Annotated in this window: 23 protein-coding genes; 11 read left to right on the top strand and 12 right to left on the bottom strand. The window is 58.7% G+C overall.

Annotated elements, in window-relative coordinates:
• Positions 1 to 26: 26 nt before the first annotated feature.
• Positions 27 to 1031 (bottom strand): cell division protein ZipA, encoded by a 1005-nt coding sequence (gene zipA / locus ACL2XF_RS02045; RefSeq protein ID WP_410014117.1) that lies wholly within the window; start codon positions 1029 to 1031, stop codon positions 27 to 29.
• A 228-nt stretch (positions 1032 to 1259) separates the two neighbouring features.
• Here zipA and cysZ point away from each other — a divergent pair, with 228 nt between their 5' ends.
• The 5 genes from cysZ to crr all read left to right on the top strand — a co-directional run bounded on the left by cysZ (position 1260) and on the right by crr (position 6140).
• A complete protein-coding gene (cysZ, locus tag ACL2XF_RS02040; RefSeq protein ID WP_410014116.1) occupies positions 1260 to 2024 on the top strand; it encodes a sulfate transporter CysZ in 765 nt (254 codons plus the stop codon).
• 143 nt (positions 2025 to 2167) lie between these two features.
• Positions 2168 to 3136, top strand: a complete 969-nt coding sequence (gene cysK / locus ACL2XF_RS02035; RefSeq protein ID WP_410014115.1) for a cysteine synthase A — start codon at positions 2168 to 2170, stop codon at positions 3134 to 3136.
• Positions 3137 to 3550: 414 nt separating this feature from the next.
• Entirely contained in the window at positions 3551 to 3808 is a 258-nt protein-coding gene (gene ptsH, locus ACL2XF_RS02030; RefSeq protein WP_162368145.1) for a phosphocarrier protein Hpr, read from the top strand.
• 53 nt (positions 3809 to 3861) lie between these two features.
• Positions 3862 to 5589: a phosphoenolpyruvate-protein phosphotransferase PtsI gene (gene ptsI / locus ACL2XF_RS02025; protein WP_410014114.1), complete on the top strand. Its 1728-nt coding sequence runs from the start codon at positions 3862 to 3864 to the stop codon at positions 5587 to 5589.
• A 41-nt stretch (positions 5590 to 5630) separates the two neighbouring features.
• The gene (gene crr, locus ACL2XF_RS02020; RefSeq protein ID WP_162368143.1) at positions 5631 to 6140 is read left to right on the top strand and encodes a PTS glucose transporter subunit IIA; all 510 of its coding nucleotides are present in this window, start codon (positions 5631 to 5633) and stop codon (positions 6138 to 6140) included.
• 1419 nt (positions 6141 to 7559) lie between these two features.
• Here the strand turns inward: crr and ACL2XF_RS02015 are convergent.
• The 8 genes from ACL2XF_RS02015 to ACL2XF_RS01980 form a co-directional block, all read right to left on the bottom strand.
• Entirely contained in the window at positions 7560 to 8876 is a 1317-nt protein-coding gene (locus ACL2XF_RS02015; RefSeq protein ID WP_410014113.1) for an ATP-binding protein, read from the bottom strand.
• Positions 8876 to 9556, bottom strand: a complete 681-nt coding sequence (locus ACL2XF_RS02010; protein WP_410014112.1) for a response regulator transcription factor — start codon at positions 9554 to 9556, stop codon at positions 8876 to 8878. Before ACL2XF_RS02010 ends, ACL2XF_RS02015 begins: the two co-directional genes overlap by 1 nt.
• 110 nt (positions 9557 to 9666) lie before the next feature.
• Positions 9667 to 10554 carry a cysteine synthase CysM gene (cysM, locus tag ACL2XF_RS02005; RefSeq protein ID WP_410014111.1) on the bottom strand — a complete coding sequence of 296 codons (888 nt, stop codon included), beginning with the start codon at positions 10552 to 10554 and terminating at the stop codon, positions 9667 to 9669.
• A 72-nt stretch (positions 10555 to 10626) separates the two neighbouring features.
• Complete coding sequence (gene cysA, locus ACL2XF_RS02000; RefSeq protein ID WP_413727906.1) at positions 10627 to 11718, bottom strand: sulfate/thiosulfate ABC transporter ATP-binding protein CysA; 1092 nt, start codon at positions 11716 to 11718, stop codon at positions 10627 to 10629.
• Positions 11718 to 12584 carry a sulfate/thiosulfate ABC transporter permease CysW gene (gene cysW, locus ACL2XF_RS01995; RefSeq protein ID WP_413727905.1) on the bottom strand — a complete coding sequence of 289 codons (867 nt, stop codon included), beginning with the start codon at positions 12582 to 12584 and terminating at the stop codon, positions 11718 to 11720. The genes cysA and cysW overlap by 1 nt, the downstream gene beginning before the upstream one ends.
• Positions 12584 to 13417 carry a sulfate/thiosulfate ABC transporter permease CysT gene (gene cysT, locus ACL2XF_RS01990; protein ID WP_410014108.1) on the bottom strand — a complete coding sequence of 278 codons (834 nt, stop codon included), beginning with the start codon at positions 13415 to 13417 and terminating at the stop codon, positions 12584 to 12586. Before cysT ends, cysW begins: the two co-directional genes overlap by 1 nt.
• Positions 13417 to 14439: a sulfate ABC transporter substrate-binding protein gene (locus ACL2XF_RS01985; protein WP_413727904.1), complete on the bottom strand. Its 1023-nt coding sequence runs from the start codon at positions 14437 to 14439 to the stop codon at positions 13417 to 13419. Before ACL2XF_RS01985 ends, cysT begins: the two co-directional genes overlap by 1 nt.
• 250 nt (positions 14440 to 14689) lie before the next feature.
• The gene (locus tag ACL2XF_RS01980) at positions 14690 to 15274 is read right to left on the bottom strand and encodes an RpoE-regulated lipoprotein (protein WP_410014106.1); all 585 of its coding nucleotides are present in this window, start codon (positions 15272 to 15274) and stop codon (positions 14690 to 14692) included.
• Between the two features lie 299 nt (positions 15275 to 15573).
• Between ACL2XF_RS01980 and ACL2XF_RS01975 the strand changes: the two genes are divergently transcribed.
• Positions 15574 to 15969, top strand: coding sequence for a YgiW/YdeI family stress tolerance OB fold protein (locus tag ACL2XF_RS01975; RefSeq protein WP_410014105.1), 396 nt, complete (start codon positions 15574 to 15576; stop codon positions 15967 to 15969).
• A 43-nt stretch (positions 15970 to 16012) separates the two neighbouring features.
• Here ACL2XF_RS01975 and ACL2XF_RS01970 read toward each other — a convergent pair whose 3' ends face one another.
• Positions 16013 to 16438: a GNAT family acetyltransferase gene (locus tag ACL2XF_RS01970; protein WP_410014104.1), complete on the bottom strand. Its 426-nt coding sequence runs from the start codon at positions 16436 to 16438 to the stop codon at positions 16013 to 16015.
• A gap of 243 nt (positions 16439 to 16681) precedes the next feature.
• Between ACL2XF_RS01970 and amiA the strand changes: the two genes are divergently transcribed.
• From amiA to tkt, 5 genes are all read left to right on the top strand, one after another.
• Positions 16682 to 17557, top strand: coding sequence for an N-acetylmuramoyl-L-alanine amidase AmiA (gene amiA, locus ACL2XF_RS01965; RefSeq protein WP_410014103.1), 876 nt, complete (start codon positions 16682 to 16684; stop codon positions 17555 to 17557).
• Between the two features lie 103 nt (positions 17558 to 17660).
• On the top strand, positions 17661 to 18581 hold the full coding sequence (gene hemF / locus ACL2XF_RS01960; RefSeq protein WP_413727903.1) for an oxygen-dependent coproporphyrinogen oxidase: 921 nt from the start codon (positions 17661 to 17663) through the stop codon (positions 18579 to 18581).
• Positions 18581 to 19030 carry a YaiI/YqxD family protein gene (locus ACL2XF_RS01955; RefSeq protein WP_413727902.1) on the top strand — a complete coding sequence of 150 codons (450 nt, stop codon included), beginning with the start codon at positions 18581 to 18583 and terminating at the stop codon, positions 19028 to 19030. Before hemF ends, ACL2XF_RS01955 begins: the two co-directional genes overlap by 1 nt.
• A gap of 221 nt (positions 19031 to 19251) precedes the next feature.
• Positions 19252 to 20202, top strand: coding sequence for a transaldolase (tal, locus tag ACL2XF_RS01950; RefSeq protein ID WP_410014100.1), 951 nt, complete (start codon positions 19252 to 19254; stop codon positions 20200 to 20202).
• Positions 20203 to 20217: 15 nt separating this feature from the next.
• Positions 20218 to 22212 (top strand): transketolase, encoded by a 1995-nt coding sequence (tkt, locus tag ACL2XF_RS01945; RefSeq protein WP_410014099.1) that lies wholly within the window; start codon positions 20218 to 20220, stop codon positions 22210 to 22212.
• A 171-nt stretch (positions 22213 to 22383) separates the two neighbouring features.
• On the opposite strand, the gene ACL2XF_RS01940 is transcribed toward tkt, so the two are convergent.
• Positions 22384 to 23091 (bottom strand): phage antirepressor KilAC domain-containing protein, encoded by a 708-nt coding sequence (locus tag ACL2XF_RS01940; protein ID WP_413727901.1) that lies wholly within the window; start codon positions 23089 to 23091, stop codon positions 22384 to 22386.
• 221 nt (positions 23092 to 23312) lie between these two features.
• On the bottom strand, positions 23313 to 23891 hold the full coding sequence (gene nudK / locus ACL2XF_RS01935) for a GDP-mannose pyrophosphatase NudK (protein WP_413723390.1): 579 nt from the start codon (positions 23889 to 23891) through the stop codon (positions 23313 to 23315).
• Positions 23892 to 24148 lie beyond the last annotated feature (257 nt).

Genomic DNA, 24148 nt, shown 5'->3' with positions numbered 1-24148 from the left:
AAAATCAGGCGCAACAGCCGTTGGCGTCAGGCGCTGGCGTTAACATCAAGCACGTCGCGAATGCGCGCCTTGTAGATATCCAGCTTCTGGGGCGTTAACATCCGGCGTTCATCATCCAGCACCACGCCGCCGCAATCGTCCGCGATACGCTGCGCCGATTGCAGCATCAGTTTGAAATTCTGATGCGCGTCGCCATAGGAGGGTACCATCATAAACATGGAGACGCCCGGGGTGGTGAAGGCCGCCATTTCCTCGGGATCAAAGGATCCGGGTTTGACCATGTTCGCCAGGCTGAACAGCACCGGGCCGCTGCCCGCGGGATTCAGGTGACGATGGAAGATATTCATTTCGCCAAACTGGAAGCCGGCCTGCAGCACGCTTTGCAGCAGTTCCTCGCCACCGATGACGGTGCCGTTGTGGGCCGCGACGTGCAGGACCAGTACAGTCTCCCGGCGCTTGGCCGGCTGGGGGTCGGCGTCCCTTGGCGCGTCGCCGCGCGTTTCCTCACGGGGGCGGGACGGCGCGGGAGCCGCGGGCGGCTCGTCCGGCAGCACGGCCTGCTGGCGTTTTTTGAAAAATGAGGTCTTCATCCGCGGCGCCGGAGCGGGCGGCGCGAGCTCGTCTTCCGCTTCTTCCGCCTCGCTGTCGGCGTCGACATCATCGAGCAGGGGATCGAAGTTATTGCGCCCCGGGGTTGCGGACTTATTGCCGAAACCCGGTTCCTGCTGCGAACGCGGTCCACGCGCATGTCCTCCCGGGACGCGAATCTCGGGTTCCTGCGTGTCATAGCGCCCAAACGCGGGCTCGTCGTCGGCACGGACCTTGGTTACCCTGACTTCGCCCACACCTTCATCACGCTCTTCCAGCGGAGGCTCGTCCTGATCCTGTCGGTCTTGTTTCAGTCGTTTAACCGGGCGATCGCGGAAAACCGATGAGCGTTCTTTACGGCTGGTCCACAGGCCGTGCAAGAGCAACGCTATGATAGCGATCGCACCAACAACGATTAATATCAGACGCAAATCCTGCATCATTGCCATCTCAGTTGTTCTAATTCATTGCCACGGCGGCAAACATTTACTCTGTTAACTCTATTTGCCTGCGTAGACAAGTGCAAGTCCGCGCGGTACTTTCTGACAATAAAGATAGCATCAGCACAGTTTTTTGCTGTTTTTTCAACCAAAAGTGCTAAAACGACAAAATACTGACGTAGCCGATGCGTCCGTTTTCCTTTTTCTCCGTATAAAAAATGGTCGAAAAAAATGTTTAACGATACAAAATCCCGCAGCGGTTGCCATTATTTTGTCCGCGGCTGGCATTTAATCATGCTGCCGGGCATCAAACGCTACGTTGTACTGCCGCTTATCATGAATATCGTGCTGCTCGGCGGCGCGTTCTGGTGGCTGTACACACGTCTGAATATCTGGATCCCCAGGCTGATGGAACATATCCCCGCCTGGATGCAATGGCTGGGCTATTTGTTATGGCCGCTGTGCGTCCTGGCGGTGCTGCTGATATTCAGCTATTTTTTCAGCACCGTCGCCAACTGGATTGCCGCGCCGTTCTGCGGTTTGCTCGCCGAACAGCTGGAAGCGCGTCTCACCGGTCATACCCTGCCCGACAGCGGGGTCATGGCCATGGTCCGGGATACGCCGCGCATCCTGCACCGCGAATGGCTTAAACTGGCGTACTACTTGCCGCGGGCTCTGGCGCTGCTGCTGTTGCACCTGATACCGGCCTTCGGCCAGACCGTGGCGCCGGTGCTGTGGTTTTTGTTCGGCGCCTGGATGATGGCCATCCAGTACAGCGATTATCCCTTCGATAATCACAAAGTGCCTTTTATCGCCATGCGCCGCGCATTGGCGCGACACAAAGCCCAGAACCTGCAGTTCGGTGCCCTGGTCTATATTTGTACCGTAATCCCCTTGCTTAATCTGGTGATTATGCCGGTGGCGGTATGCGGCGCCACGGCGATGTGGGTCGACAGGTATCGTACCGATTTCGCGGCGCCGGTGCCTATGAGGTAATGGCCCGCCCCCCGGCGGTACGTTCTTAAAACTTATGTCTTAATAACATATCGATATACTATTCTTTTACTTCCGTCGGCCATGCGAAAGGGTATGCTTTGGTTATCATTCCCCTAATTTGCACTTACAGTAAAGGACCGGCCATGAGCAATATTTACGAAGACAATTCCTACACCATCGGCCATACGCCCCTTGTCCGCTTAAACCGCATCGGCAATGGTCGTATTCTGGCGAAAGTGGAATCCCGTAATCCGAGCTTCAGCGTGAAATGCCGCATCGGCGCCAATATGATTTGGGACGCGGAAAAACGCGGCGTGCTCAAACCCGGCGTTGAACTGGTGGAACCCACCAGCGGCAACACCGGCATCGCCCTGGCCTATGTCGCGGCGGCGCGGGGCTATAAGCTGACCCTGACCATGCCGGAAACCATGAGCACCGAACGCCGTAAGCTGCTCAAGGCGTTGGGCGCCAGCCTGGTGCTCACCGAAGGGCCGAAAGGCATGAAGGGCGCCATCGCCAAGGCGGAAGAGATCGTGGCCACCGATCCCAAGCGTTACCTGATGCTGCAACAGTTCAGCAATCCGGCCAACCCGGCCATCCATGAACAGACCACCGGCCCGGAAATCTGGGAAGATACCGATGGCGATGTCGACGTCTTCATCGCCGGCGTCGGCACCGGCGGCACCCTGACCGGGGTGAGCCGTTATCTGAAAAAGACCAAGGGAAAAGCGGTTATTTCGGTGGCGGTTGAACCCACGGACTCGCCGGTGATCACCCAGGCGCTGGCCGGTGAAGAAATCAAGCCCGGCCCACATAAAATTCAGGGCATCGGCGCCGGTTTTATCCCGGAAAACCTGGATTTGAGCCTGATTGACCGCGTGGTGAAGATCACCAACGACGAGGCCATCGCCACCGCCCGCCGCCTGATGGAAGAAGAAGGCATTCTCGCCGGCATTTCCTCCGGCGCCGCGGTTGCCGCCGCGCTGAAATTACAGGAAGACGCGGCCTTCGCCGACAAGACCATTGTCGTGGTACTGCCCTCTTCCGGCGAGCGTTATCTCAGCACCGCGCTGTTTGCCGATGTGTTTACCGAAAAAGAGTTGCAGCAGTAAAATCCATCGTCGCTTATGTGCGCTTCTACCCCAAAAAGCACCCTGCCGGGTGCTTTTTTGTGGAGTAGATCAAATTTTTGCCCCCTGCATAATTGATTTTGTTGGCTCTGTCTTGTATTTAAGCAGACAATTATTTCGATGTATGAAATTAATCAGGCTATTAATTGTTCTGCTAGCTGAATCGATTAACGCCCTATGGATTTTGGCGCAAAAGCGGCATAATGGTAAATGGCACAACGGCGTATCACAGCTTTCATAAGCGTTAGCCAGAAATGCTTTTATACCGTTTTTTGCTCGCATACATCTTTGTCTTTGTAACATACTCAGGCACTAACCATATAGGCTAAAGTCCATGTTTTAAGCTAAACTTTAGCCCCACAACACTGATATCATCTAATAAGTTGGGGAAACATAATGTTCCAGCAAGAAGTCACGATTACCGCACCTAATGGTCTGCATACCCGCCCTGCCGCTCAGTTTGTCAAGGAAGCCAAAGGCTTCGTTTCCGATATCACCGTAAGCTCCAACGGTAAAAGCGCCAGCGCAAAAAGCCTGTTCAAACTGCAAACGCTGGGCCTGACCCAGGGTACCGTGGTCGCCATTATCGCCGAAGGGGAAGACGAGCAAAAAGCTGTGGAACATCTGGTTAAACTGATGGCAGAGCTTGAGTAATCCAGGCCCGTTTTTTTACGTTAACGCGAGTCACGAGTGAGTAAGGTAGGGTTATGATTTCAGGCATTTTAGCATCACCGGGCATCGCCTTTGGTAAAGCGCTCTTACTAAAGGAAGATGACATCGTCATCAACCGGAAAAAGATTTCTGCCAACCAGGTTGAGCAGGAAATCGAGCGTTTTCTGGCTGGACGTACCAAAGCATCCGCGCAGCTGGAAGCGATCAAAACCAAAGCTGGCGAAACCTTCGGTGAAGAAAAGGAAGCAATCTTCGAAGGCCATATCATGTTATTGGAAGACGAAGAGCTTGAGCAGGATATCATAGCCCTTATCAAAGAAGACCTGGCGACGGCGGACGCCGCCGTTTACAACGTTATCGAGACCCAGGCCAAGGCGCTGGAAGAGCTTGACGACGAATATCTGAAGGAACGCGCCACTGACGTGCGCGATATCGGCAAGCGGCTGCTGCGCAACATTCTCGGCATGCCCATCATCGATTTAAGCGCCATCGCCGAAGAAGTGGTGCTGGTGGCAACCGATCTGACGCCCTCAGAGACGGCGCAGCTCAATCTTGACAAGGTGCTGGGGTTTGTCACCGATCTGGGCGGGCGCACCTCCCATACGTCCATTATGGCCCGTTCCCTGGAACTGCCGGCCATCGTGGGCACCGGCAACGTCACTAAAAGCGTGGTTAATGGCGATTATCTGATTCTTGATGCCGTCAACAACCAGGTGTATGTCAATCCGACGCCGCAGCAAATCGAAGAACTCAAGGCGCTGCACAGCCAGTACGTGCTGGAAAAGACCGAGCTGGCCAAGCTGAAGGACCTGCCGGCCATTACCCTTGACGGCCATCAGGTCGAAGTGTGCGCCAATATCGGCACGGTGCGCGACGTCGCGGGCGCCGAGCGCAACGGCGCCGAAGGCGTGGGCCTGTATCGCACCGAGTTCCTGTTTATGGATCGCGACTCCCTGCCGACCGAGGAAGAACAGTTCCAGGCCTATAAAGCCGTGGCGGAATCCCTCAGCACCGGTTCCATTATCGTGCGCACCATGGATATCGGCGGCGATAAAGATTTGCCTTATATGAACCTGCCGAAAGAAGACAATCCGTTCCTGGGCTGGCGCGCCATCCGCATCGGCCTGGATCGCAAGGAAATGCTGCACGCGCAGCTGCGCGCCATTCTGCGGGCGTCGTCCTTCGGCAAGCTGCGCATCATGTACCCGATGATTATCTCGGTGGAAGAAGTGCGCGAACTGAAGGTGGAGCTGGACCTGCTGAAAGCCCAGTTGCGCGAGGAAGGGAAATCCTTCGACGAGTCTATCGAAGTGGGCGTGATGGTGGAAACACCGGCCGCCGCGACCATTGCCCATCATCTGGCGAAAGAAGTTGATTTCTTTAGTATTGGGACAAACGATTTAACTCAGTATACTCTGGCGGTGGATCGCGGTAACGAGTTAATTTCGCATCTCTACAACCCCATGTCACCGGCGGTGTTGACGCTGATTAAACAGGTTATTGACGCATCTCACGCGGAAGGTAAATGGACTGGTATGTGTGGCGAGCTGGCAGGTGATGAACGTGCTACACTACTGTTATTAGGGATGGGACTGGATGAATTCAGCATGAGTGCTATCTCTATCCCGCGCATCAAGAAAATTATTCGTAATACGAATTTTGGCGATGCAAAGGCGTTAGCAGAGGAAGCTTTAGCTCAACCGACCGCGGACGAGTTGATGAATCTGATAAACAAATTCATTGAAGAAAAAACGCTCTGCTGATTTCACGACGCTGACCCGCTATAAATGCTTAGGAGAAGATCATGGGTTTGTTCGATAAACTGAAATCTCTGGTTTCCGATGATAAGAAAGACATGGGAAGCATAGAAATAGTTGCACCCCTTTCAGGTGAAATTGTTAACATTGAAGATGTGCCTGATGTCGTTTTTGCCGAAAAGATCGTGGGCGACGGCATTGCCATTAAACCCAGCGGTAACAAAATGGTGGCACCGGTTGACGGCACCATTGGGAAAATTTTTGAAACCAACCATGCTTTTTCCATCGAATCCGATAGCGGGATCGAGCTTTTTGTCCATTTCGGCATCGATACCGTCGAGCTGAAGGGCGAGGGCTTTAAGCGTATCGCACAGGAAGGTCAGCGCGTCAAGAAAGGCGACGTCGTGATTGAGTTTGATCTGCCGTTATTGGAAGAGAAAGCCAAATCCACCTTGACTCCGGTCGTGATCTCCAATATGGATGAGATCAAGGAACTGATTAAGCTGACCGGCAGTGTTGTTGTAGGCGAAACACCCATTATTCGTATAAAGAAATAATACCAGGCAACCCAGTCCCAGCCAGGATGTGTTATCGTCCGGCGCAAACGGCACCCCAGCGGGTGCCGTTTCTCTTTGCTGAACCCGGTGTTGCCATGATTTGCCTTTAACACGTCTGTATTGCGGCCGGTGATCATGGGGTTCGTCGCGCCATGGGACTGAGGTGGTCTTTAGGTTCTGTGCAAGTGAATGTCGCTGCGGCGAGGGTTATGCCGCTGCGGTAAGGTTTATGCCGCTGCGGTAAGGTTTATGTTGCTGCGGCGTGGGTTTCGCTTGCCGTGCGTGCGGTGGATATATGCAATGCCGGGCGCCGGCAAGCGACAAAGAGGCCGTACCGCGACGGCCTCCTTGACCTCCGCGCGCCCGGCAGGTCGCGCGTCGCTGCGCGATGCCTTCCGCCGCCCATGTCCCCGTTATGCACCGGCCCGGTTAGCGCTCCCGGCGCAACCGGGCCTTTCGCCGCTCCCGGCGGCTCATGCCGGGGCCACTGGCGCCGTCAGCGCGCTTTATGCCGGTCCACATGTCGCTGTTCGCCTGCAGCCTATGAAGCGATCGCGACGCTGTTGCCTGGGATAGGGTCTGGCGTCGGCAGACGATTGACCGTTATAGATGCAGTTGGTAGAGCAAAAGACAGGTCATACAGGCATGCTCTTAGCAGTCATGCAGTCATGCAGTCATGCAGTTAGGCAGTTAGGCAGTTAGGCAGTTAGGCAGTTAGGCAGTAAAGTGTTTATCATTCAACTTTAAGCTTTAACAGTAAGCATTACACTTTCGGCCATCAGCGGGTAGACTCTGGGCCAAAATGGATACTGATATTTTTCCCGGTAAGTGCATGCCGCAAGAAACCCAAAAACGCTATTTTACTCACAGGCGATGGTGTTGACGTGGTGCCGGCATAGAGTGCGCCGGCGGCGCGCATCACGGCTGGATGAGCCGCCGGGAGCGGCGAAAGCCCGGATTGCGCCGGGAGCGCATATCGGGCGGTCCAAAAGCCGGGATGGGTGATGCCGGGCACCGCGCAGCGGCGCACGATCTGCCGGACGCGCGGAGGTCAAGGAGGCCGTCGCGGTACGGCCTCTTTGTCGCTTGCCGGCGCCCGGCAATACCTATGAACACCTCACGCACGGCAAGCGAAACCCACGCCACGGCAACATAAACCGCCCCGCAAACCACAAACGAAACCCTCGCCGCGGCAACATAAACCGCCCAGCAAACCACAAACGAAACCCTCGCCGCGGCAACATAAACCGCCCCGCAAACCACAAACGAAACCCTCGCCGCGGCAACATAAACCTCACCCGCAAGCGTCAGCGAAACCCTCACTACGGCAACATAAACCTCACCCGCAATCCTGTCGAGCAGTTGACTAAAAAACTGGCCCGACGCTACGCCATCTGCACCCTTAAGCACGCGCAGGGTTCAGGCCCAGTGAGGAATACGAATACGGATGACCAGGCCGCCGCTGGCGCCGTTAAACGCTTCCACCTGCCCGCCGTGCGCCAGCACCGCCTTGCGGGCGATCGCCAGGCCCAGACCGTAGCCCTTGCCGTTCAAGGGCGAATTGACGCGCACGAAGGGATCGAAAATACTCGAGAGCTTGCTCTCCTCCACGCCCGGCCCCTGATCGGCAACGGTAATGTCCAGTTGAGTCTCCACCCGGGACAGCGTCACGCTGACACGTTGCCCGTGGGTGGAAAAACGCACGGCGTTGCGCACGATATTTTCCACCGCGCGCCGCATCATTTCCGCATTGCCTTTCACGGTATAGTCTTCCGGCTGGGCGGCGCTCAGCGCGATTTCCACCCCGGGCACCTGCGCCTCGTAGCGTGCGTCGTTGACCACCGCCTCCACCAGCCCGTACAGATCAAAATAGTCTTCGCCGGCAGACCCCTGGTGCTCGGCGCGGGTGAGCGCCAGCAGCTCGCCAATCATCCGGTCCAGACGGCCCGCCTCATGTTCGATGCGATCCAGGGATGCGGAAACATTATTCGGATTCTGGTGCGCCAGGCCGATGGCCAGCTGCAGGCGCGCCAGCGGCGAGCGCAGCTCATGGGAAACGTCGTGCAGCAACGCCTCGCGATCGCTGACCAGCACCTGCAACCGTTCGGCCATGGCGTCGAAATCCTTGGCCACGTCGGTAATTTCGTCGTGGCGCCGACGCATCACCGGCAGCAGGCGCACGCTTAAATCGCCGCGGGATACCCGTTCAAACGCCCTGCGCAGCATCAGCATCGGCCGGGTCAGGTTCCAGGCCAGCAGCATGCTGAACAGCAGCCCGCCCGTCAGGCCCAGCCAGAACAACGGGCTTGGCATATGCAAAATGCTGCCGCGGCGTCCCTGGTGCGCGTCATGGCGCAGCCCGAGAAGATCGTAACTGAGCAGGTAATGCCGTCCGTCGGCGGCGGTAACCCGCCGGCTGATGATGTCGGGCGGTCCGAAGCGGGTGGTATCGTCCGCGACCGGATCGGCGACGTCGGCGACAAAGGAGAAGAACTGCCGATCGGTGCTCGTCCATGCCGCGCGCAGGGCCTCGAACGCCGGTGTCCCGCCGCTGGCCAGTACGGACGCGGCGGAGTCAAGCTGCAGGTTGGCGATACGGCGGGCGATATTTTCCTCGGGCGGCTCGTGATGGCTGCCGTAGAGGGAGAAAACCACCCAGAGCAGTTGGGTAATCAACAGGAAAATCAGCCAGAATCCCAGCAGTATCTTCCAGAACAAACGACCCCGGTTGGCCATTAGCGAATCCGGTAACCGATGCTGCGCACGGTTTCAATGCTCAGATTACTGCCGGGCAAAACGGATAATTTCTGGCGAATATTGCTGATATGGACATCGACGCTGCGATCGTAGGCCTCGCGGCGACGGCCCAATCCCTTTTCCGACAGGTCGTCCTTCGAAACCACGCGATCCGGCGTGCGCATCAGCAGTTCCAGTAAATTAAACTCCGAGGCGGTCAGGTCAAAGGCCACCCCCTGCCACTGGCTGGAGCGGGTAGCGGGATTGAGCGTCAGTTCGCCATAGCGTACCGCCCCCGATTCCGGCGGTTCACTGCGCTGCTCGTCAAACCGGCGCATCACGGCGCGCAGCCGCGCCACCAGTTCGCGTGGATAACAGGGTTTGGGCATATAGTCGTCGGCGCCCATTTCCAGCCCGATCACCCGGTCGATATTATCGCCTTTGGCGGTAAGCATGATAATCGGGATACGGCTGCTTTTGCGCACCTGGCGCAGCACATCGGTACCGCTCATATCCGGCAGCATGATATCCAGCACCATGGCGGTATAGTCGCCGGACAACGCGCCGATGACGCCTTCCTTTCCGGTCAGGGCCAACGACGTGGTAAATCCTTCAGCGGACAGGTATTCACTGAGCATCTTGCCCAGTTCCTGATCGTCGTCAACCAGCAAAATCTTCATGTTTTTCTCCATAACAGCGGCATCTCTCTTCATCAGGCCTAAGCATGGCATAAAACCGCGCCGGGCAGGCGAATTATCCCCTTATGCAGACCGCTAATCAGGTAAGTCGTTCAGACCGCGTCAAACACGCCGGTGGAAAGATATCGGTCGCCGCGATCGCAGATAATCGCCACGACCAGACTGCCAGGCGCCTCGCGGGCAATGCGCAGCGCGCCGGCCACCGCGCCGCCGGAGCTGACGCCGCAGAAAATGCCCTCCTCGCGCGCCAGCTGACGCATGGTATCCTCGGCTTCCCGCTGGTGGATATCCATGATCACATCAACCACCTCCGGGCGGAATATGCCTGGCAGATAGGCCTGTGGCCAGCGGCGTATGCCGGGGATAGCGCTGCCTTCGGCGGGCTGCAGCCCGATAACGCGCACGCCGCCGTTCTGGTTTTTCAGGTACTGGCCGACGCCGGTGATGGTGCCGGTGGTGCCCATGGCCGAGACAAAGTGGGTGATGCCGCCCGCGGTTTGCCGCCAGATTTCCGGGCCGGTGGTGGAAAAGTGGGCATAGGTATTATCAGGATTATTAAACTGATCGAGCACCTTGCCCTCGCCTGAGCGCGCCATAGCCTGCGCCCGATCGCGCGCGCCTTCCATCCCCTCCTCCCGGCTCACCAGCACCAGCTCGGCGCCATAGGCACGCATCGCCGCCTGCCGCTCCATGCTCATGTTCTCCGGCATCAGCAGCCGCAGCCGGTAGCCCTTCATGGCGGCGATCATCGCCAGCGCAATGCCGGTATTGCCGCTGGTGGCTTCGATAAGCCTATCGCCCGGCGCGATTTCGCCACGCCGCTCCGCCTGGGCTATCATCGCCAGCGCCGCGCGATCCTTGACCGAGCCGGCCGGGTTATTGCCTTCCAGCTTAACCCGGATCTCGCTGCCGGTCCCCGCCCCCATACGGCTTAATGTTACCAACGGGGTATTGCCTATGCATTGTTCAAGGGTTGTCACGTCGCTATTCCAATAATAAAACAGGCGGCCGCCGGGCCGCCTGTTGCGAGAAGGGGTAAGGTAAAGAACTTATCAAGCGCTTTCAGCGAAAGCAACGGGTTGCAACGCCTTATCGCCCACATACAGGCGGGCGTTCTGCGCCCCGAGGTAATACCGCTCGCCGCGCCGCGGCGGCGTCACGCCCGCGCCGGGCAATACCACGCTCAGGGGCTCCTGGTGCCAGCCGACGGGCTGGACCAGCAGTTGCCAATAATGCCCCCGCGGGCTGATATCAATGACCTGCACCGGCAGCGGGCAACGATCGCTGGGCTGATCGCCGATCTCCATTTCCCAGGGACGCAGGAACAGATCCACGTGGCCCTGGTGGATGGGCGCATAGTACAGCGGCCAATGATACTGACCGATATACAGCTGCGATCCGCGGATTTCGCCATCCAGCCGGTTTACCTCGCCCATGAACTCCAGCACAAAACGGGTGGCCGGCTCGCGCCAGACGTCCTGCGGCGTGCCGACCTGCTCAATATTGCCCTGGCTCATCACCACCACGCGGTCGGCCACTTCCATGGCTTCTTCCTGGTCGTGGGTAACAAACACGCTGGTGAATTTCAGCTCTTCATGCAGCTGGCGCAGCCAGCGGCGCAGTTCTTTGCGCACCTGAGCATCCAGCGCGCCGAAGGGCTCGTCGAGCAGCAGGATTTCAGGTTCCACCGCCAGGGCGCGCGCCAGCGCCACCCGCTGTTTCTGTCCGCCGGAAAGCTGCGAGGGAAAGCGGTTGGCCAGGTGGCCAAGCTGCACCATCTCCAGCAGTTGCGCCACCTTCTGCTTGATGGCGGCGGCGGAGGGACGCGCGCGCCTGGGCAATACCGTCAGGCCGAAGGCGATATTGTCGGCCACGGTCATATGGCGAAACAGCGCATAGTGCTGGAACACGAAACCGACATGGCGATCGCGCGCATGACGCTGGCTGACATCCTGCCCGCCAAAACGCAGATGGCCGCTGTTATGGTGTTCAAGACCGGCGATAATGCGCAGCAGGGTGGTCTTGCCGGAACCGGACGGCCCCAGTAGCGCCACCATCTCGCCGGTGGGAATATCAAGGGAGATATTGTTCAGCACCTTGGTGCTGTCGAAATATTTGCTGATATTGTCGATTTCGATACTCATCACTGCTCCCCCTGCCGAAGATGCGCCTGCTGGCGCGCCAGGCGCCACTGCAAACCGCTCTTCAGGAATAATGTAACGATAGCCATCAGCGTCAGCAGCGCGGCGGCGGTAAAGGCGCCCACGGTGTTGTAATCCTGATGCAACAATTCAACCTGCAACGGTAAGGTATAGGTCTCGCCGCGAATCGAGCCGGAAACCACCGACACCGCGCCGAATTCGCCGATGGTGCGCGCATTGGTGAGGATGACGCCGTACAATAACGCCCAGCGGATATTGGGCAACGTCACCCGGCGGAACATCTGCCAGCCGGAGGCGCCGAGCAAAATCGCCGCCTCATCCTCGTCGCTGCCCTGGCTTAGCATCACCGGCACCAGCTCGCGCACCACGAACGGACACGTGACAAACACCGTGACCAGCACCATGCCCGGCCAGGCAAACATCAGCTGGATATTATGGGTGTCCAGCCAGCCGGCCAGCGGGCCGTTGGATCCGTAGAACAGCAGATACAGCAGGCCGGCCACAACCGGCGATACCGCAAACGGCACATCCATCAGCGTCAGCAGTAGCTGCCGGCCGCGGAAGTTAAACCGGGTTACCAGCCAGGCCATCAGCGTACCGAACACCACGTTGACCGGCACGGCGATCAGCGCCACCAGCACCGTCAGCCAGATGGCGTGCAGCATGTCCGAATCGTTCAGGTTGCGCCAAACCGGCGCCAGGCCTTCCGCCAGCGCGGTGACGAAAATGTAGCCCATAGGGATAACCAAAAACAGCAGGGAAATCACCATGCCGGTGCCGATTAACAGCCATTTCAGCCAGTCGGTTCGCACGCGTTCCGCGCCGTTAAAGGCGGAGATATCAGCCATCAGTGACCTCCCAGGCGCCTGCCGAAGCGCGATTGCAAGACGTTAATGGCGAACAGCAGCAGCAGCGACGCCGCCAGGATCACCGAGGCGATGGCGCTGGCGGCGGGATAATCGAACTCCTGCAGCCGGATAAAAATCATCAGCGAGGTGACCTCGGTTTTCCAGGCGATATTGCCGGCGATAAAAATCACCGCGCCGAACTCGCCCAGGCTGCGGGTAAACGACAGCGCGGCGCCGGCCAGCAGCGCCGGGGCCACCTCCGGCAATACCACCCGGCGAAACGACTGCCAGCGGCTGGCGCCCAGAGTTTGCGCCGCTTCTTCATATTCCGGACCCAGTTCCTCAAGCACTGGCTGCACCGTGCGCACCACGAACGGAATGCTGGTAAAGGCCATCGCCACGGTAATGCCCAGCCAGGTATAGGATACCTTGATGCCGAAGTGCGCCAGCCAGGCGCCGTAGAAGCCGGTGGTGGAAAACAGCGTCGCCAGGGTCAGGCCCGCCACCGCCGTGGGCAGGGCAAAGGGCAAATCCATCAATCCGTCCAGCAGCCGGCGGCCGGGAAAATCATAGCGCGTCAGGATCCAGGCCATCAGCATGCCGAACGCGGCGTTAAACAGCGAGGCGACGCCCGCCGACAGCAGCGTGACCTTATAGGCCGCCAGCAGCTGCGGGCTGGTGATCACCTCCCAATACTGCTGCCAGCTCATCTGCGCGAGCTGCATCACCAGCGCGCTCAGCGGCAATAATAAAATCAGGCAGACAAACAGCAGACTGCTGCCCAGGCTCAAGCCGAAACCGGGCAGCACGCGTTTGCTTTGCAGGGCCAACATCAACGATGTCCCGCCGCGATTAATTTATCCAGCTCGCCGCCATTGCCGAAATGGGCGGTCATAACCTGCGGCCAGCCGCCGAACTGGTCCTCGACCCGAAACAGCGTGATTGCCGGAAATTTATCCTTTGCCGCCGTCATGATGGCGTCATTATTGACCCGGTAATAGAAGTTGGCGATGACCTGCTGCGCCGCCGGGCTGTAAAGGTAATTCAGGTAGGCTTTCGCCGCCTCGAGGGTGCCGTTTTTCTCGACGTTTTTATCCACCCAGGCCACCGGGAATTCCGCCAGGATATTCACCGCGGGCACGATAACCTCATAGTTGTCGGCGCCGTACTGGTTACGGATATTATTCACCTCCGATTCAAAGGAGATCAGCACGTCTCCCTGGCCCCGTTCGGCAAAGGTGGTGGTGGCGCCGCGGCCGCCGGTGTCGAAAACCTCGACATTGGCGATGAATTTCTGCATCCAGGCGCGGGTCTTCGCCTCGTCGCCCCCGTCCGCAAGGCTGGCGGCGCCCCAGGCGCCCAGATAGGTATAACGCCCGTTGCCGGAGGTTTTCGGGTTGGGGAACACCAGCTTCACGTCGTCGCGCACCAGATCGTTCCAGCCATGGATATTTTTGGGATTGCCCTTGCGTACCAGGAACGCCATGGTGGAATAAAACGGCGAGCTGTTGTTGGGCAGCCGGCTTTGCCAATCCGCCGGGATTAAATCGCCGCGGTCGTGCAGGATCTGCACGTCGGTGACCTGGTTGTAGGTGACCACGTCCGCTTTCAGGCCCTGCAAAATCGCCAGCGCCTGTTTGGAGGAGCCGGCGTGGGATTGTTTAATGGTCAGCGTGTCGCCGGGATGCTGCGTTTGCCACTGCTGCTCGAACGCCGGGTTCAGGGCCGCAAACAGCTCGCGCGACACATCATAGGAGCTGTTCAGCAATTCAGTCGAGTGCGCCGGACCGCAAGCCAGCAATACCGCCGCGATGCAACCTTTGACTGCACGGCTTGAAATCAGCGTTTGATTCATTCTTTACCTTTGGTTCATGCGTTATAAAACCTGCCTTATGGTGATACAGTTTATTTATAACAGCCCTATAACCTGTAACGGTTTTTTATACCTTTTTCTGCTTTAAGAGCATGAAAAGCTATAAGCACCCTCATGGTGCGTAAAACGCCGCCCGACGGCGGCCGTTAAGGCTGGGAACCAGGGTAAAAAAACGCCGGCTGCGGCGGTGAGCCGCGCCGGCATCTCATGCGCGCCGCCGGCGGGAAACGGCTTAACCGGCGCTGTTGGCGTGCCAGACTATTTTGCTGACCCGCCAGCTTTTTAACGTGTCGTCCGCCGGCATCAGCTCATCCGGACCATGCCAGGTGCCGGAAAAAACATAGCTCACATGGCGGCTCTGCGGCGCGGCGCACACCACCTGATCCTCGCCTGCGCCGCGCGCGCAGGCGCCGAAGGCTTTGTCGTACAGACTGCTGAAGGGCGTGCCGATTTTTACGCCCCAGGCGCTGGCGATGTCGCTGTCCGTCACTTCCACGCGTTCAACCTTCCCCGCCTGCGGACCGTAAAACGTCATTTTTACCCGATCGTCTTTTAACGCCTGATAAAAGGCGACGATACCGCCGCTGCGCGTCTCCATGCCGCCGCGCAAACGATAATTGCCGTTCAGCGCCTTATCCAGCGCCTCATGTTCCAGCGGCGTGGCGGCGGTAACATTACCGACGCCGGTATCGCCGACAGTGGCGCTGCTGCCGAACCAGTTAAACGGCGACAGGCTGGACCAGGAGAAATTGGACAGGGTCGAACAGCCCGCCAACAAAATGGGAAGCCCGATAATCAACGGGCGCAACTGCTTCATGTAAACTCCTTAACAAAGATTCCGGCAAGCGTTTGCGGTATTGGATACCGCAAGCGACGTAAAGTGCCATTTATCGGATTTTTTGACAAACCCCGTTTCTAACACGGGAACATTCCGGCGGATAACGAATTATAGGGTGCGTTAATGTCTGTTTACCGGCCCCGTAATGACGGCGGGCTCGCAAATCAAGCGCCATGTGCCATGCTTAGGTTTTCATTGTATAAATAAATAATCGGGATTCTACCCTGCCCATTCCACCGGTTACGGCGGCATGGGCCGATTTAAAAGGAGAACTATTGATGATGAAAAAAGCGACAATTGCCGCGCTTATCCTATTATGCAGCCTGCCGGCACTGGCGCAAAACGGCGGTTTTCACGGCGACGAGCCGCCCCCGCCCCCCGACAAACAGCAAAGCGGCTTCAGAGGCTCCGCCGATGCCAAGCAGGTCACCATAAAGCAGGCCAAGGGGATGAAAGACAATGCCTGGGTCACCCTGCAGGGCAATATCGAGAAAAAGCTTGGCGGGGATAAATACCTGTTTCGCGACCATACCGGCAGTATCGAGGTGGAAATCGATAATGATAAATGGAACGGGCAGGATGTCTCTCCCAAGGATTTACTGGTCATCAGCGGTAAGCTGGATAAGGACCGCCACGGCGTGAACGTGGACGTGGAACATCTCCTGAAGCAATAAGCCGGCCGGGGCCGGCACGACCACCGGCCCTTCCCCCGCCGCGCTAGTACTCCTGATCCTCGATCAGCCGCTTGCCCAGGGTCACGCTCTCGATAAGTTCGTATTCCAGCTTTTCATACATGCCGATCACCGCCTCGTTGTCTTCGCGCACCATCAGATGGATCTTCGGACAACCGCGCGCGATAAGCTTTTTCTCCAGACGGCTTATCAGCGCGTTGGCAATGCCCCGGCCGCGGTAATCGGGGTGTACGCCAAGATAATAGGCCGAGCCGCGATGGCCGTCGTACCCGCCCATAATCGAGCCGACCACTTCCCCCGCCACCTCGGCCACCATAAACAGGTCGGCGCCGCACTGCATTTTGCGCTCGATATCCATTTCCGGATCGTTCCAGGGACGCAGCAAATCGCAACGTTCCCAAAGCGTAATCACTTCCTCGAAATCGTCTTGACGAAATACACGGATTTCCATAGCTGACCGCCGTAATCTCAAGCAAATAAACCTAATAGCCTGATTATCGCGTTATTTACCCTGAAGGCAAATAACATCGTCGCCGGGAGCGCTATTTCTTGCTTATTAACCTGATAACGGTTTTTCCCGCGCGCCGGCAGGTAATAGATGGACATAGTTCCGCCATCGATCGCGGGAGATTCTTATGTTATACCCTAACATTTGCCGCCAACCCTCAGCATCCGGTCTGTTTTAGCTATGGTCATGAAAAAAGTCATACCCTCCGCCCCCCTGAATATTCTGCAATCCCGCCGCCAAATGCTGCTGTCGTGCCTGGCGCTGGCCTCGTTGACCGCCCGGCCGGGCTTTGCCGCCGGCGCGCTGCTGCCCGCAAGCCCGGGCGCGCCCAGGCCCGCCGGCGGTCCGCACTGCGTGATGATTGATCCCGGCCATGGCGGCATCGATCCCGGCGCCATTGGCCATCAGGGCGCCAAGGAGAAGCATGTGGTGCTGGCGATTGCCAACAAGGTGCGCGACAACCTGGCGCGGCACGGCCATATCCAGACCCGGCTGACCCGCGAGCAGGACGAATTTATTCCCTTGTTCCGGCGGGTCGAGCTGGCCCATGAGCACCGGGCGGATCTGTTTGTTTCCATCCACGCCGACGGGTTTACCAGCCCGGACGCCGCCGGCGCGTCGGTATTCGCCCTGTCCAATCGCGGCGCCAGCAGCGCCATGGCCGGATATCTGTCGCAAAAGGAAAACGCCGCCGATGACGTGGCGGGAGGCAAATACCGGCAGCAGGATAATTATCTGCAGCAGGTGTTGTTTGATCTGGTGCAGACCGATACGATTAAAAACAGCCTGACGCTGGGCCGCCACCTGCTTAACCATATCCGGCCGGTGCATCAGCTGCACAGCCAGCATACCGAGCAGGCGGCGTTCGCGGTGCTGAAATCCGCCTCGATCCCGTCGGTGCTGGTGGAAACCTCCTTTATCACCAACCATCGGGAGGAGCAGTTGCTGGAAACCGCGGCGTTTCAGGATCGTATCGCCTCGGCCATCAGCAGCGGCATCGTGGACTTTTTCGCCTATTTCGACGCCCATGAGCGGCATGCGGGCGGCGCCACCCGCCCCTAAGGGGCGTTGCGGCGGTTGGTCACGGCAGCCGGCGAGGTTATACTGCATGGCCTATATCTCCGCGCGGCCTTAACCCCGCGCGCAATCAACCAGGGCTTGCGACATGACTTCACCTGATATTGGACATATCAAAGGCTTCCTGCTGGATCTGCAGGACAGAATCTGCCATGCCCTAGCCGCGGAAGACGGCGGCGCCTTCAGGGAAGACCTGTGGACGCGCGACGAGGGCGGCGGCGGGCGCACCCGGGTCCTGCGCCAGGGCCGGGTATTTGAACAGGCGGGAGTCAATTTTTCCCACGTGGAGGGCGCGCGCCTGCCCGCCTCCGCGAGCGCGCACCGGCCCGAACTGGCCGGGCGGAGCTTTCAGGCACTGGGCGTGTCGCTGGTGGTCCATCCGCACAACCCCTACGTTCCCACAAGCCATGCCAACGTGCGTTTTTTTATCGCCGAAAAACCCGGCGCCGATCCGGTGTGGTGGTTTGGCGGCGGCTTCGATCTCACGCCGTTTTATGGTTTCCAGGAAGATGCGGTGCACTGGCACCAGACCGCCCATGACCTCTGCCGTCCGTTTGGCGACGATGTGTATTCCCGCTACAAAAGCTGGTGTGACGACTACTTCTTCCTGAAACACCGCAACGAGGCGCGCGGCATCGGCGGGCTGTTTTTCGATGATCTCAACACGCCGGATTTCGAGCGGGCCTATGCCTTTACCCGTGCGGTGGGCGAAGGCTACCTGGACGCCTACCTGCCGATAGTCCGCCGGCGCAAGGTTTTGCCGTGGGGAGAGCGGGAACGCCAGTTTCAGCTCTATCGCCGCGGGCGCTACGTCGAGTTCAACCTGGTCTGGGATCGCGGTACGCAGTTCGGGCTGCATTCGGGCGGGCGCACGGAATCCATTCTGATGTCGCTGCCGCCGCAGGTGCGGTGGGAATATGATTATCAACCGCAGCCGGACAGCCCGGAGGCGGCGCTGTACCGCGACTTTCTGCCGGTGCGCGACTGGCTGTCCCAAGGAGAACGTTAATGGCGATATGGGTTGACGCCGATGCCTGCCCCAAGGTCATCAAGGAGATTTTATTCCGCGCCGCGCAACGTTTGTCGGTCATGGTGACGCTGGTGGCCAACCAGACCCTGGCGGTGCCGCCCTCGCCCTTTATCCGCACCCTGCGCGTCGGCGCCGGCTTTGACGTGGCGGATAATGAAATCGTCCGCCGCGTCGGCCCGGGCGATCTGGTGATCACCGCCGATATTCCCCTGGCGGCGGAAGTGCTGGAAAAAGACGCGGTGGCGCTCAACCCGCGCGGCGAGATGTACCGGCCCGAGACGATTCGCGAACGGCTGACCATGCGGGATTTTATGGATACCCTGCGCTCCAGCGGCATCCAGACCGGCGGGCCGCCGCCGCTCAGCCAGCGCGAACGCCAGGAATTCGCCCGCGAGCTGGATAAGTGGCTGCAGCAGGCCAAAGGCTGACGACGCCGCGGTTTCACCCGGCACACGGCGGCGCCGGCGGCGGACGGGCCGCCGCTTTTTATTCGGCGCCCGGGCCCCGCTTGCCGCGGGGCCGCCATCGTTTTTGTCCATTATAATAATCAGAAAAAGCGCATTTCATTCTGCGTCTTGTTGAGGCAGTGTTATCCTTAGGTTAACTGTAACTTAGATCAGATGTATTATTTTCTTCATGGAGTTGAGAAATGAATCAGTTAGAAGCGCTAAAGCAATTCACTACCGTCGTGGCCGACAGCGGCGACATCGAATCGATTCGTCATTATACCCCGCAGGATGCCACCACTAATCCATCGCTGATCCTTAAGGCCGCCAGCCTGACCGCCTACCAGCCGCTGTTTGAAGACGCGCTGGCCTATGCCCGCAAGCAGGGCGGCACCCGGGAAACGCAGATCATCAATGCCAGCGATAAACTGGCGGTGAATATTGGCGTCGAAATACTGAAAAGCGTCCCGGGCCGCGTCTCCACCGAAGTGGATGCCCGCCTGTCGTTCGATCGCGGTATGTGCGTGGCCAAGGCGCGCAAACTGGTCGGCCTTTACCAGGATCAGGGCATTGATAAATCCCGTATCCTGATCAAACTGGCCTCCACCTGGGAAGGCATCAAGGCGGCGGAGGAATTGGAACGGGAAGGCATCAACTGTAACCTGACCCTGCTGTTTTCGTTCGCCCAGGCCCGTGCCTGCGCCGAAGCCGGCGTATACCTGATTTCGCCGTTCGTCGGGCGCATCTATGACTGGTATAACCAGCGTAAACCGATGGAACCGTACGATGTGGAACAGGATCCGGGCGTTAAGTCGGTGCGCGCTATCTATGATTATTATAAAGAACATCGCTACCAGACGGTGATCATGGGCGCAAGCTTCCGCAAGACGGAACAGATCCTGGCGTTAGCCGGCTGCGATCGCCTGACCATTTCCCCGGCCTTGCTGGAAGAGTTGCATAACAGCGAAGAACCGGTAGAGCGCAAGCTCTCTCCTTCCACTGAAGGTTTTCACCAGCCCGCCCCGTTGTCCGAACCCGAATTCCGTTGGGAACACAACCAGGATCCGATGGCCGTTGATAAACTGGCTGAAGGCATTCGTCAGTTTGCGGTGGACCAACAGAGCCTGGAAGACCTCCTGGCGGCCAAACTGTAATCTTTGGAGCATTCAATGACCTCTCGTAAAGTGCTTGCCAATGCCATCCGCGCCTTAAGCATGGATGCGGTTCAAAAAGCCAACTCCGGCCATCCCGGCGCCCCGATGGGCATGGCGGATATCGCCGAAGTGTTGTGGCGCGATTATCTGAACCATAATCCGTCCAATCCGAAATGGATGGATCGCGACCGGTTTATCCTTTCCAACGGCCACGGCTCGATGCTGCTCTACAGCCTGCTGCACCTGACTGGCTACAACCTTCCCATCGAAGAGTTGAAAAACTTCCGTCAACTGCATTCCAAAACACCGGGCCACCCTGAATACGGTTATACCGACGGCGTGGAAACCACCACCGGCCCATTGGGCCAGGGCCTCGCCAACGCGGTGGGCATCGCCATCGCCGAACGCACCCTGGCGGCGCAGTTTAACCGTCCGGGCCATGAGATCGTCGATCATCATACCTATGTCTTTTTAGGCGACGGCTGCATGATGGAAGGCATTTCCCACGAGGTCTCCTCCCTGGCCGGCACCATGAAGCTCGGCAAGCTGGTGGCGTTCTACGACGATAACGGCATATCCATCGACGGGCATGTGGAGGGCTGGTTTAACGACGATACCGCCAAGCGGTTTGAAGCCTACGGCTGGCACGTGGTGCGCGGTGTTGACGGTCACGACAGCGATGCGGTGAAAGCGGCGATTGAAGAAGCGCGCGCGGTGACCGATAAGCCGTCGCTGCTGATGTGCAAGACGGTAATCGCCTTCGGCTCGCCGAATAAAGCCGGCACCCATGGGGCGCACGGCGCGCCGCTGGGCGCCGACGAAGTCGCCGCCACGCGTAAGGCCATCGGCTGGAACGAGCCGCCGTTTGTCATCCCGCAAGAGGTGTATGACGGGTGGGACGCCAAACAGGCCGGCGCGGCCAAAGAGTCCGCCTGGAACGAAAAATTCGCCGCCTATGAAAAAGCCTTCCCGGAGCTGGCGGCGGAATTCAAGCGCCGTACCCAGGGCCATTTGCCCGCCGACTGGCAGGCGCAGAGCAAGGCGTATATCGAAAAACTGCAGGCCAACCCGGCCAGTATCGCCAGCCGTAAAGCCTCGCAAAACGCCCTGGAGGCTTTTGGCCCGCTGCTGCCGGAACTGTTGGGCGGCTCCGCCGACCTGGCGCCGAGCAACCTGACCCTTTGGTCGAAATCGGTGTCCATCGCCGATGACGCCGCGGGCAACTATATTCATTACGGCGTGCGCGAGTTCGGCATGACCGCTATCGGCAACGGTATCGCGCATCACGGCGGCTTTGTGCCTTATACCGCCACTTTCCTGATGTTCGTGGAATATGCCCGCAACGCGGTGCGTATGGCGGCGCTGATGAAGGCGCGGCAGATCATGGTGTATACCCATGATTCCATCGGCCTGGGCGAGGACGGCCCGACCCATCAGCCGGTGGAGCAGTTGGCGAGCCTGCGGCTGACGCCGAACATGAGCAACTGGCGGCCGTGCGACCAGGTGGAAACCGCCGTGGCCTGGCAGCAGGCGCTTGAGCGTCATGACGGACCTACCGCGCTTATCCTCTCGCGCCAGAACCTGGCGCAGCAGGATCGCAGCGCGCAGCAATTGGCCGATATCGCCCGCGGCGGTTACGTCCTGAAAGACAGCGAGGGTACGCCTGAGCTTATTATTATCGCCACCGGCTCGGAAGTGTCGCTGGCGGTGGCGGCGTGGGAGAAACTGAGCGGCGAGGGCCGTAAGGTGCGGGTGGTGTCGCTGCCGTCCACCGACGTGTTTGATAAGCAGGATGAGGCGTACCGTGAAGCGGTGCTGCCCCATGGGGTGCAGGCGCGCCTGGCGATTGAAGCCGGCATTGCCGATTATTGGTATAAATATGTCGGCCTGAACGGCGCCATTGTCGGCATGACCACCTTTGGTGAATCGGCTCCGGCCGAGGAACTGTTTAAGGTGTTCGGTTTTACGGTCGAGAATGTGCTGGAAAAAGCGCGCGGCTTGTTAAAGTAGTCTTGGGCGCTCAGTCGGGCGGCAACACCACGCCCGAGTCGACCCCATCGGCACGCTCTGCCTTGAACAGGTTTACCTGCGGATTTCATTCTCCGTGACTACCCTGCTTCTGAAACCAGCCGGCATTTGCCGGCTGGTTTTTTTTATGCCGGGAAGCGGCGGAAACGGTACTCAGGCCGCGGCGCCTTTTTGTTCCTGGGCGATATGCGCCGCCCATAAGCCGGCAACCCATTTTACGCCTTTGGCCGTGAAGCGGGTCTGGGAAAAGGCGTGGCGGTTTTCCCCGGTGCCACGGTACAGTTCAAAGCGCCCCGCCTCCAGGTGCTGCTGGTGCGGCGTGAGCACGCCGGACAGGCGGTACATGATTTGGCGTTCCAGCAGGAACTGGCGGAAATCCGGCTCTTTGGCTTTCAGTAATTTGCAGACCTGGCGAAACCCCAGGGCGCCGTCGACCACCACGTAGCGATCGAAAAAATCCGCTTTGGGCGCGATAGCGGCAAGGCGGTTTTCCAGCGCCTGGCGGCGTTCATATTCCTGGGCCCAGGCGCGCGCCGCCACCGCCGGGTTGGTAAAGTCCGGCAGGTCGTGCTGCATTTCCCGTTCATGCCAGCGATCGAGCACCGCCGGGGTGTAGCCCGGCGACAGCCGCGCAATGACCGTAAGCGAGTCGCGCTTGTTCAGCTGATATTCCTGGGAGGTTCCGTCCGGGCGTTGATAATCCGTCGCGCGCACAGGCTGGCTTAGGCGCCGGGAGGCGTCCAGGCTGTTGATCAGGCGTTTCACTTCACCGTGGGAGATGCCGGTCAGACCGGCCAGTTCACGGCTGCTCATCGAGACCGTTTGATGAAGGGTTTCAAAACCCGCTGCGGATATCATCATAGCTTTCCCCACGTCTTTATCAGTACGGCAAACAGGCAGTGCGGGCATATCGCCGAACAGAGCCCATTATGGTTCACCACCGGACCGGAGCCTTTGCCGGGAGACAGGCTCCCTGTCGGTAGTGTAATAAATATACAGCATAGCTGTGTATTTATCCAGTACTTTATTAACGCGATTCGTTACAGCCGCCGATTACCCAGCCGTCCGCCGCCGCCTGGGCGTTATGCCTTCAGCCAGCCCCGGATGTGCGCCTGCTGCAACAACATAATGGTCTTGCCGTCCTGGATGCGGCCGTCCTGCACCATCGCCATGGCCTCAGGGTACGGCAGCTCCAGCACTTCGATATCCTCATCATCAATACCGCCGCCGCTGTTGTCGCGCTGCGCATCGTCATATTCGGCGGCAAAAAAATGCAGGATTTCCGTAACGCCGCCCGGCGACATATAGGCCGAAAAGAGTTTCTCCACCGTTCCCACCGCATAGCCGGTTTCCTCAATGGCTTCGCGCCGGATGCACTCCTCCGGCGAGTCATCGTCCAGCAGGCCGGCGCAGGCTTCCAGCAGCATGCCGGTGGCGTTGCCGTTAACGTAGGTAGGCATACGGAACTGGCGTATCAACACCACGCTGTTTTTGGCGCGGTTATACAGCAGGATGACGGCGCCGTTGCCGCGGTCGTAGACTTCGCGCATCTGGCGTACCGGCGTGCCGTCTTTTCTTTGCAGTTCGAAAACAAATCTCCGCAATACAAACCAATGGTCCGATAACAACTTATTTTCGATAATTTTGATCATAAACGCCATGACGCCCTCTATAATCCGACTAAAGACCTGGAACTGTGATCTTGATCATAACGCAAACCGGCGCCGGAGCGAGAGCGATTCCGGGCAAACCGCGATAAAGGATACGGTGGGAACAGGCTTGGCGCCGCGCGCGACCGGCGTGGAAAACGGCGGCGTGCGCCCCGGATACAACGACACTAGTACTTCTTTACACGATCTCCTTTTTTTCTCCACGTTTTCTTCGGTCCCGGCGCGTAAAGTACCATGGCGGCGAGCAA

The organism is Sodalis sp. RH19 (assembly GCF_047324215.1).
GTDB lineage: Bacteria > Pseudomonadota > Gammaproteobacteria > Enterobacterales > Enterobacteriaceae > Acerihabitans.
Note: the sequence above shows the minus strand (reverse complement) of the source record. Positions and strands in the feature narration are given on the sequence as shown.

Excerpts from the sequence above, each read along its gene's own strand:
- nudK (WP_413723390.1), bottom strand. The coding sequence starts at position 23,891 with ATGGCGTTTATGATCAAAATTATCGAAAATAAGTTGTTATCGGACCAT.
- crr (WP_162368143.1), top strand. The coding sequence starts at position 5,631 with ATGGGTTTGTTCGATAAACTGAAATCTCTGGTTTCCGATGATAAGAAA.
- zipA (WP_410014117.1), bottom strand. The coding sequence starts at position 1,031 with ATGATGCAGGATTTGCGTCTGATATTAATCGTTGTTGGTGCGATCGCT.
- hemF (WP_413727903.1), top strand. The coding sequence starts at position 17,661 with ATGACTTCACCTGATATTGGACATATCAAAGGCTTCCTGCTGGATCTG.
- cysZ (WP_410014116.1), top strand. The coding sequence starts at position 1,260 with ATGTTTAACGATACAAAATCCCGCAGCGGTTGCCATTATTTTGTCCGC.
- ACL2XF_RS01940 (WP_413727901.1), bottom strand. The coding sequence starts at position 23,091 with ATGATGATATCCGCAGCGGGTTTTGAAACCCTTCATCAAACGGTCTCG.
- tkt (WP_410014099.1), top strand. The coding sequence starts at position 20,218 with ATGACCTCTCGTAAAGTGCTTGCCAATGCCATCCGCGCCTTAAGCATG.
- ACL2XF_RS02015 (WP_410014113.1), bottom strand. The coding sequence starts at position 8,876 with ATGGCCAACCGGGGTCGTTTGTTCTGGAAGATACTGCTGGGATTCTGG.
- cysK (WP_410014115.1), top strand. The coding sequence starts at position 2,168 with ATGAGCAATATTTACGAAGACAATTCCTACACCATCGGCCATACGCCC.
- ACL2XF_RS01985 (WP_413727904.1), bottom strand. The coding sequence starts at position 14,439 with ATGAATCAAACGCTGATTTCAAGCCGTGCAGTCAAAGGTTGCATCGCG.
- ACL2XF_RS02010 (WP_410014112.1), bottom strand. The coding sequence starts at position 9,556 with ATGAAGATTTTGCTGGTTGACGACGATCAGGAACTGGGCAAGATGCTC.
- amiA (WP_410014103.1), top strand. The coding sequence starts at position 16,682 with ATGAAAAAAGTCATACCCTCCGCCCCCCTGAATATTCTGCAATCCCGC.
- ACL2XF_RS01955 (WP_413727902.1), top strand. The coding sequence starts at position 18,581 with ATGGCGATATGGGTTGACGCCGATGCCTGCCCCAAGGTCATCAAGGAG.
- cysW (WP_413727905.1), bottom strand. The coding sequence starts at position 12,584 with ATGGCTGATATCTCCGCCTTTAACGGCGCGGAACGCGTGCGAACCGAC.
- ACL2XF_RS01980 (WP_410014106.1), bottom strand. The coding sequence starts at position 15,274 with ATGAAGCAGTTGCGCCCGTTGATTATCGGGCTTCCCATTTTGTTGGCG.
- cysT (WP_410014108.1), bottom strand. The coding sequence starts at position 13,417 with ATGTTGGCCCTGCAAAGCAAACGCGTGCTGCCCGGTTTCGGCTTGAGC.
- ptsH (WP_162368145.1), top strand. The coding sequence starts at position 3,551 with ATGTTCCAGCAAGAAGTCACGATTACCGCACCTAATGGTCTGCATACC.
- ACL2XF_RS01970 (WP_410014104.1), bottom strand. The coding sequence starts at position 16,438 with ATGGAAATCCGTGTATTTCGTCAAGACGATTTCGAGGAAGTGATTACG.
- ptsI (WP_410014114.1), top strand. The coding sequence starts at position 3,862 with ATGATTTCAGGCATTTTAGCATCACCGGGCATCGCCTTTGGTAAAGCG.
- tal (WP_410014100.1), top strand. The coding sequence starts at position 19,252 with ATGAATCAGTTAGAAGCGCTAAAGCAATTCACTACCGTCGTGGCCGAC.
- cysA (WP_413727906.1), bottom strand. The coding sequence starts at position 11,718 with ATGAGTATCGAAATCGACAATATCAGCAAATATTTCGACAGCACCAAG.
- ACL2XF_RS01975 (WP_410014105.1), top strand. The coding sequence starts at position 15,574 with ATGATGAAAAAAGCGACAATTGCCGCGCTTATCCTATTATGCAGCCTG.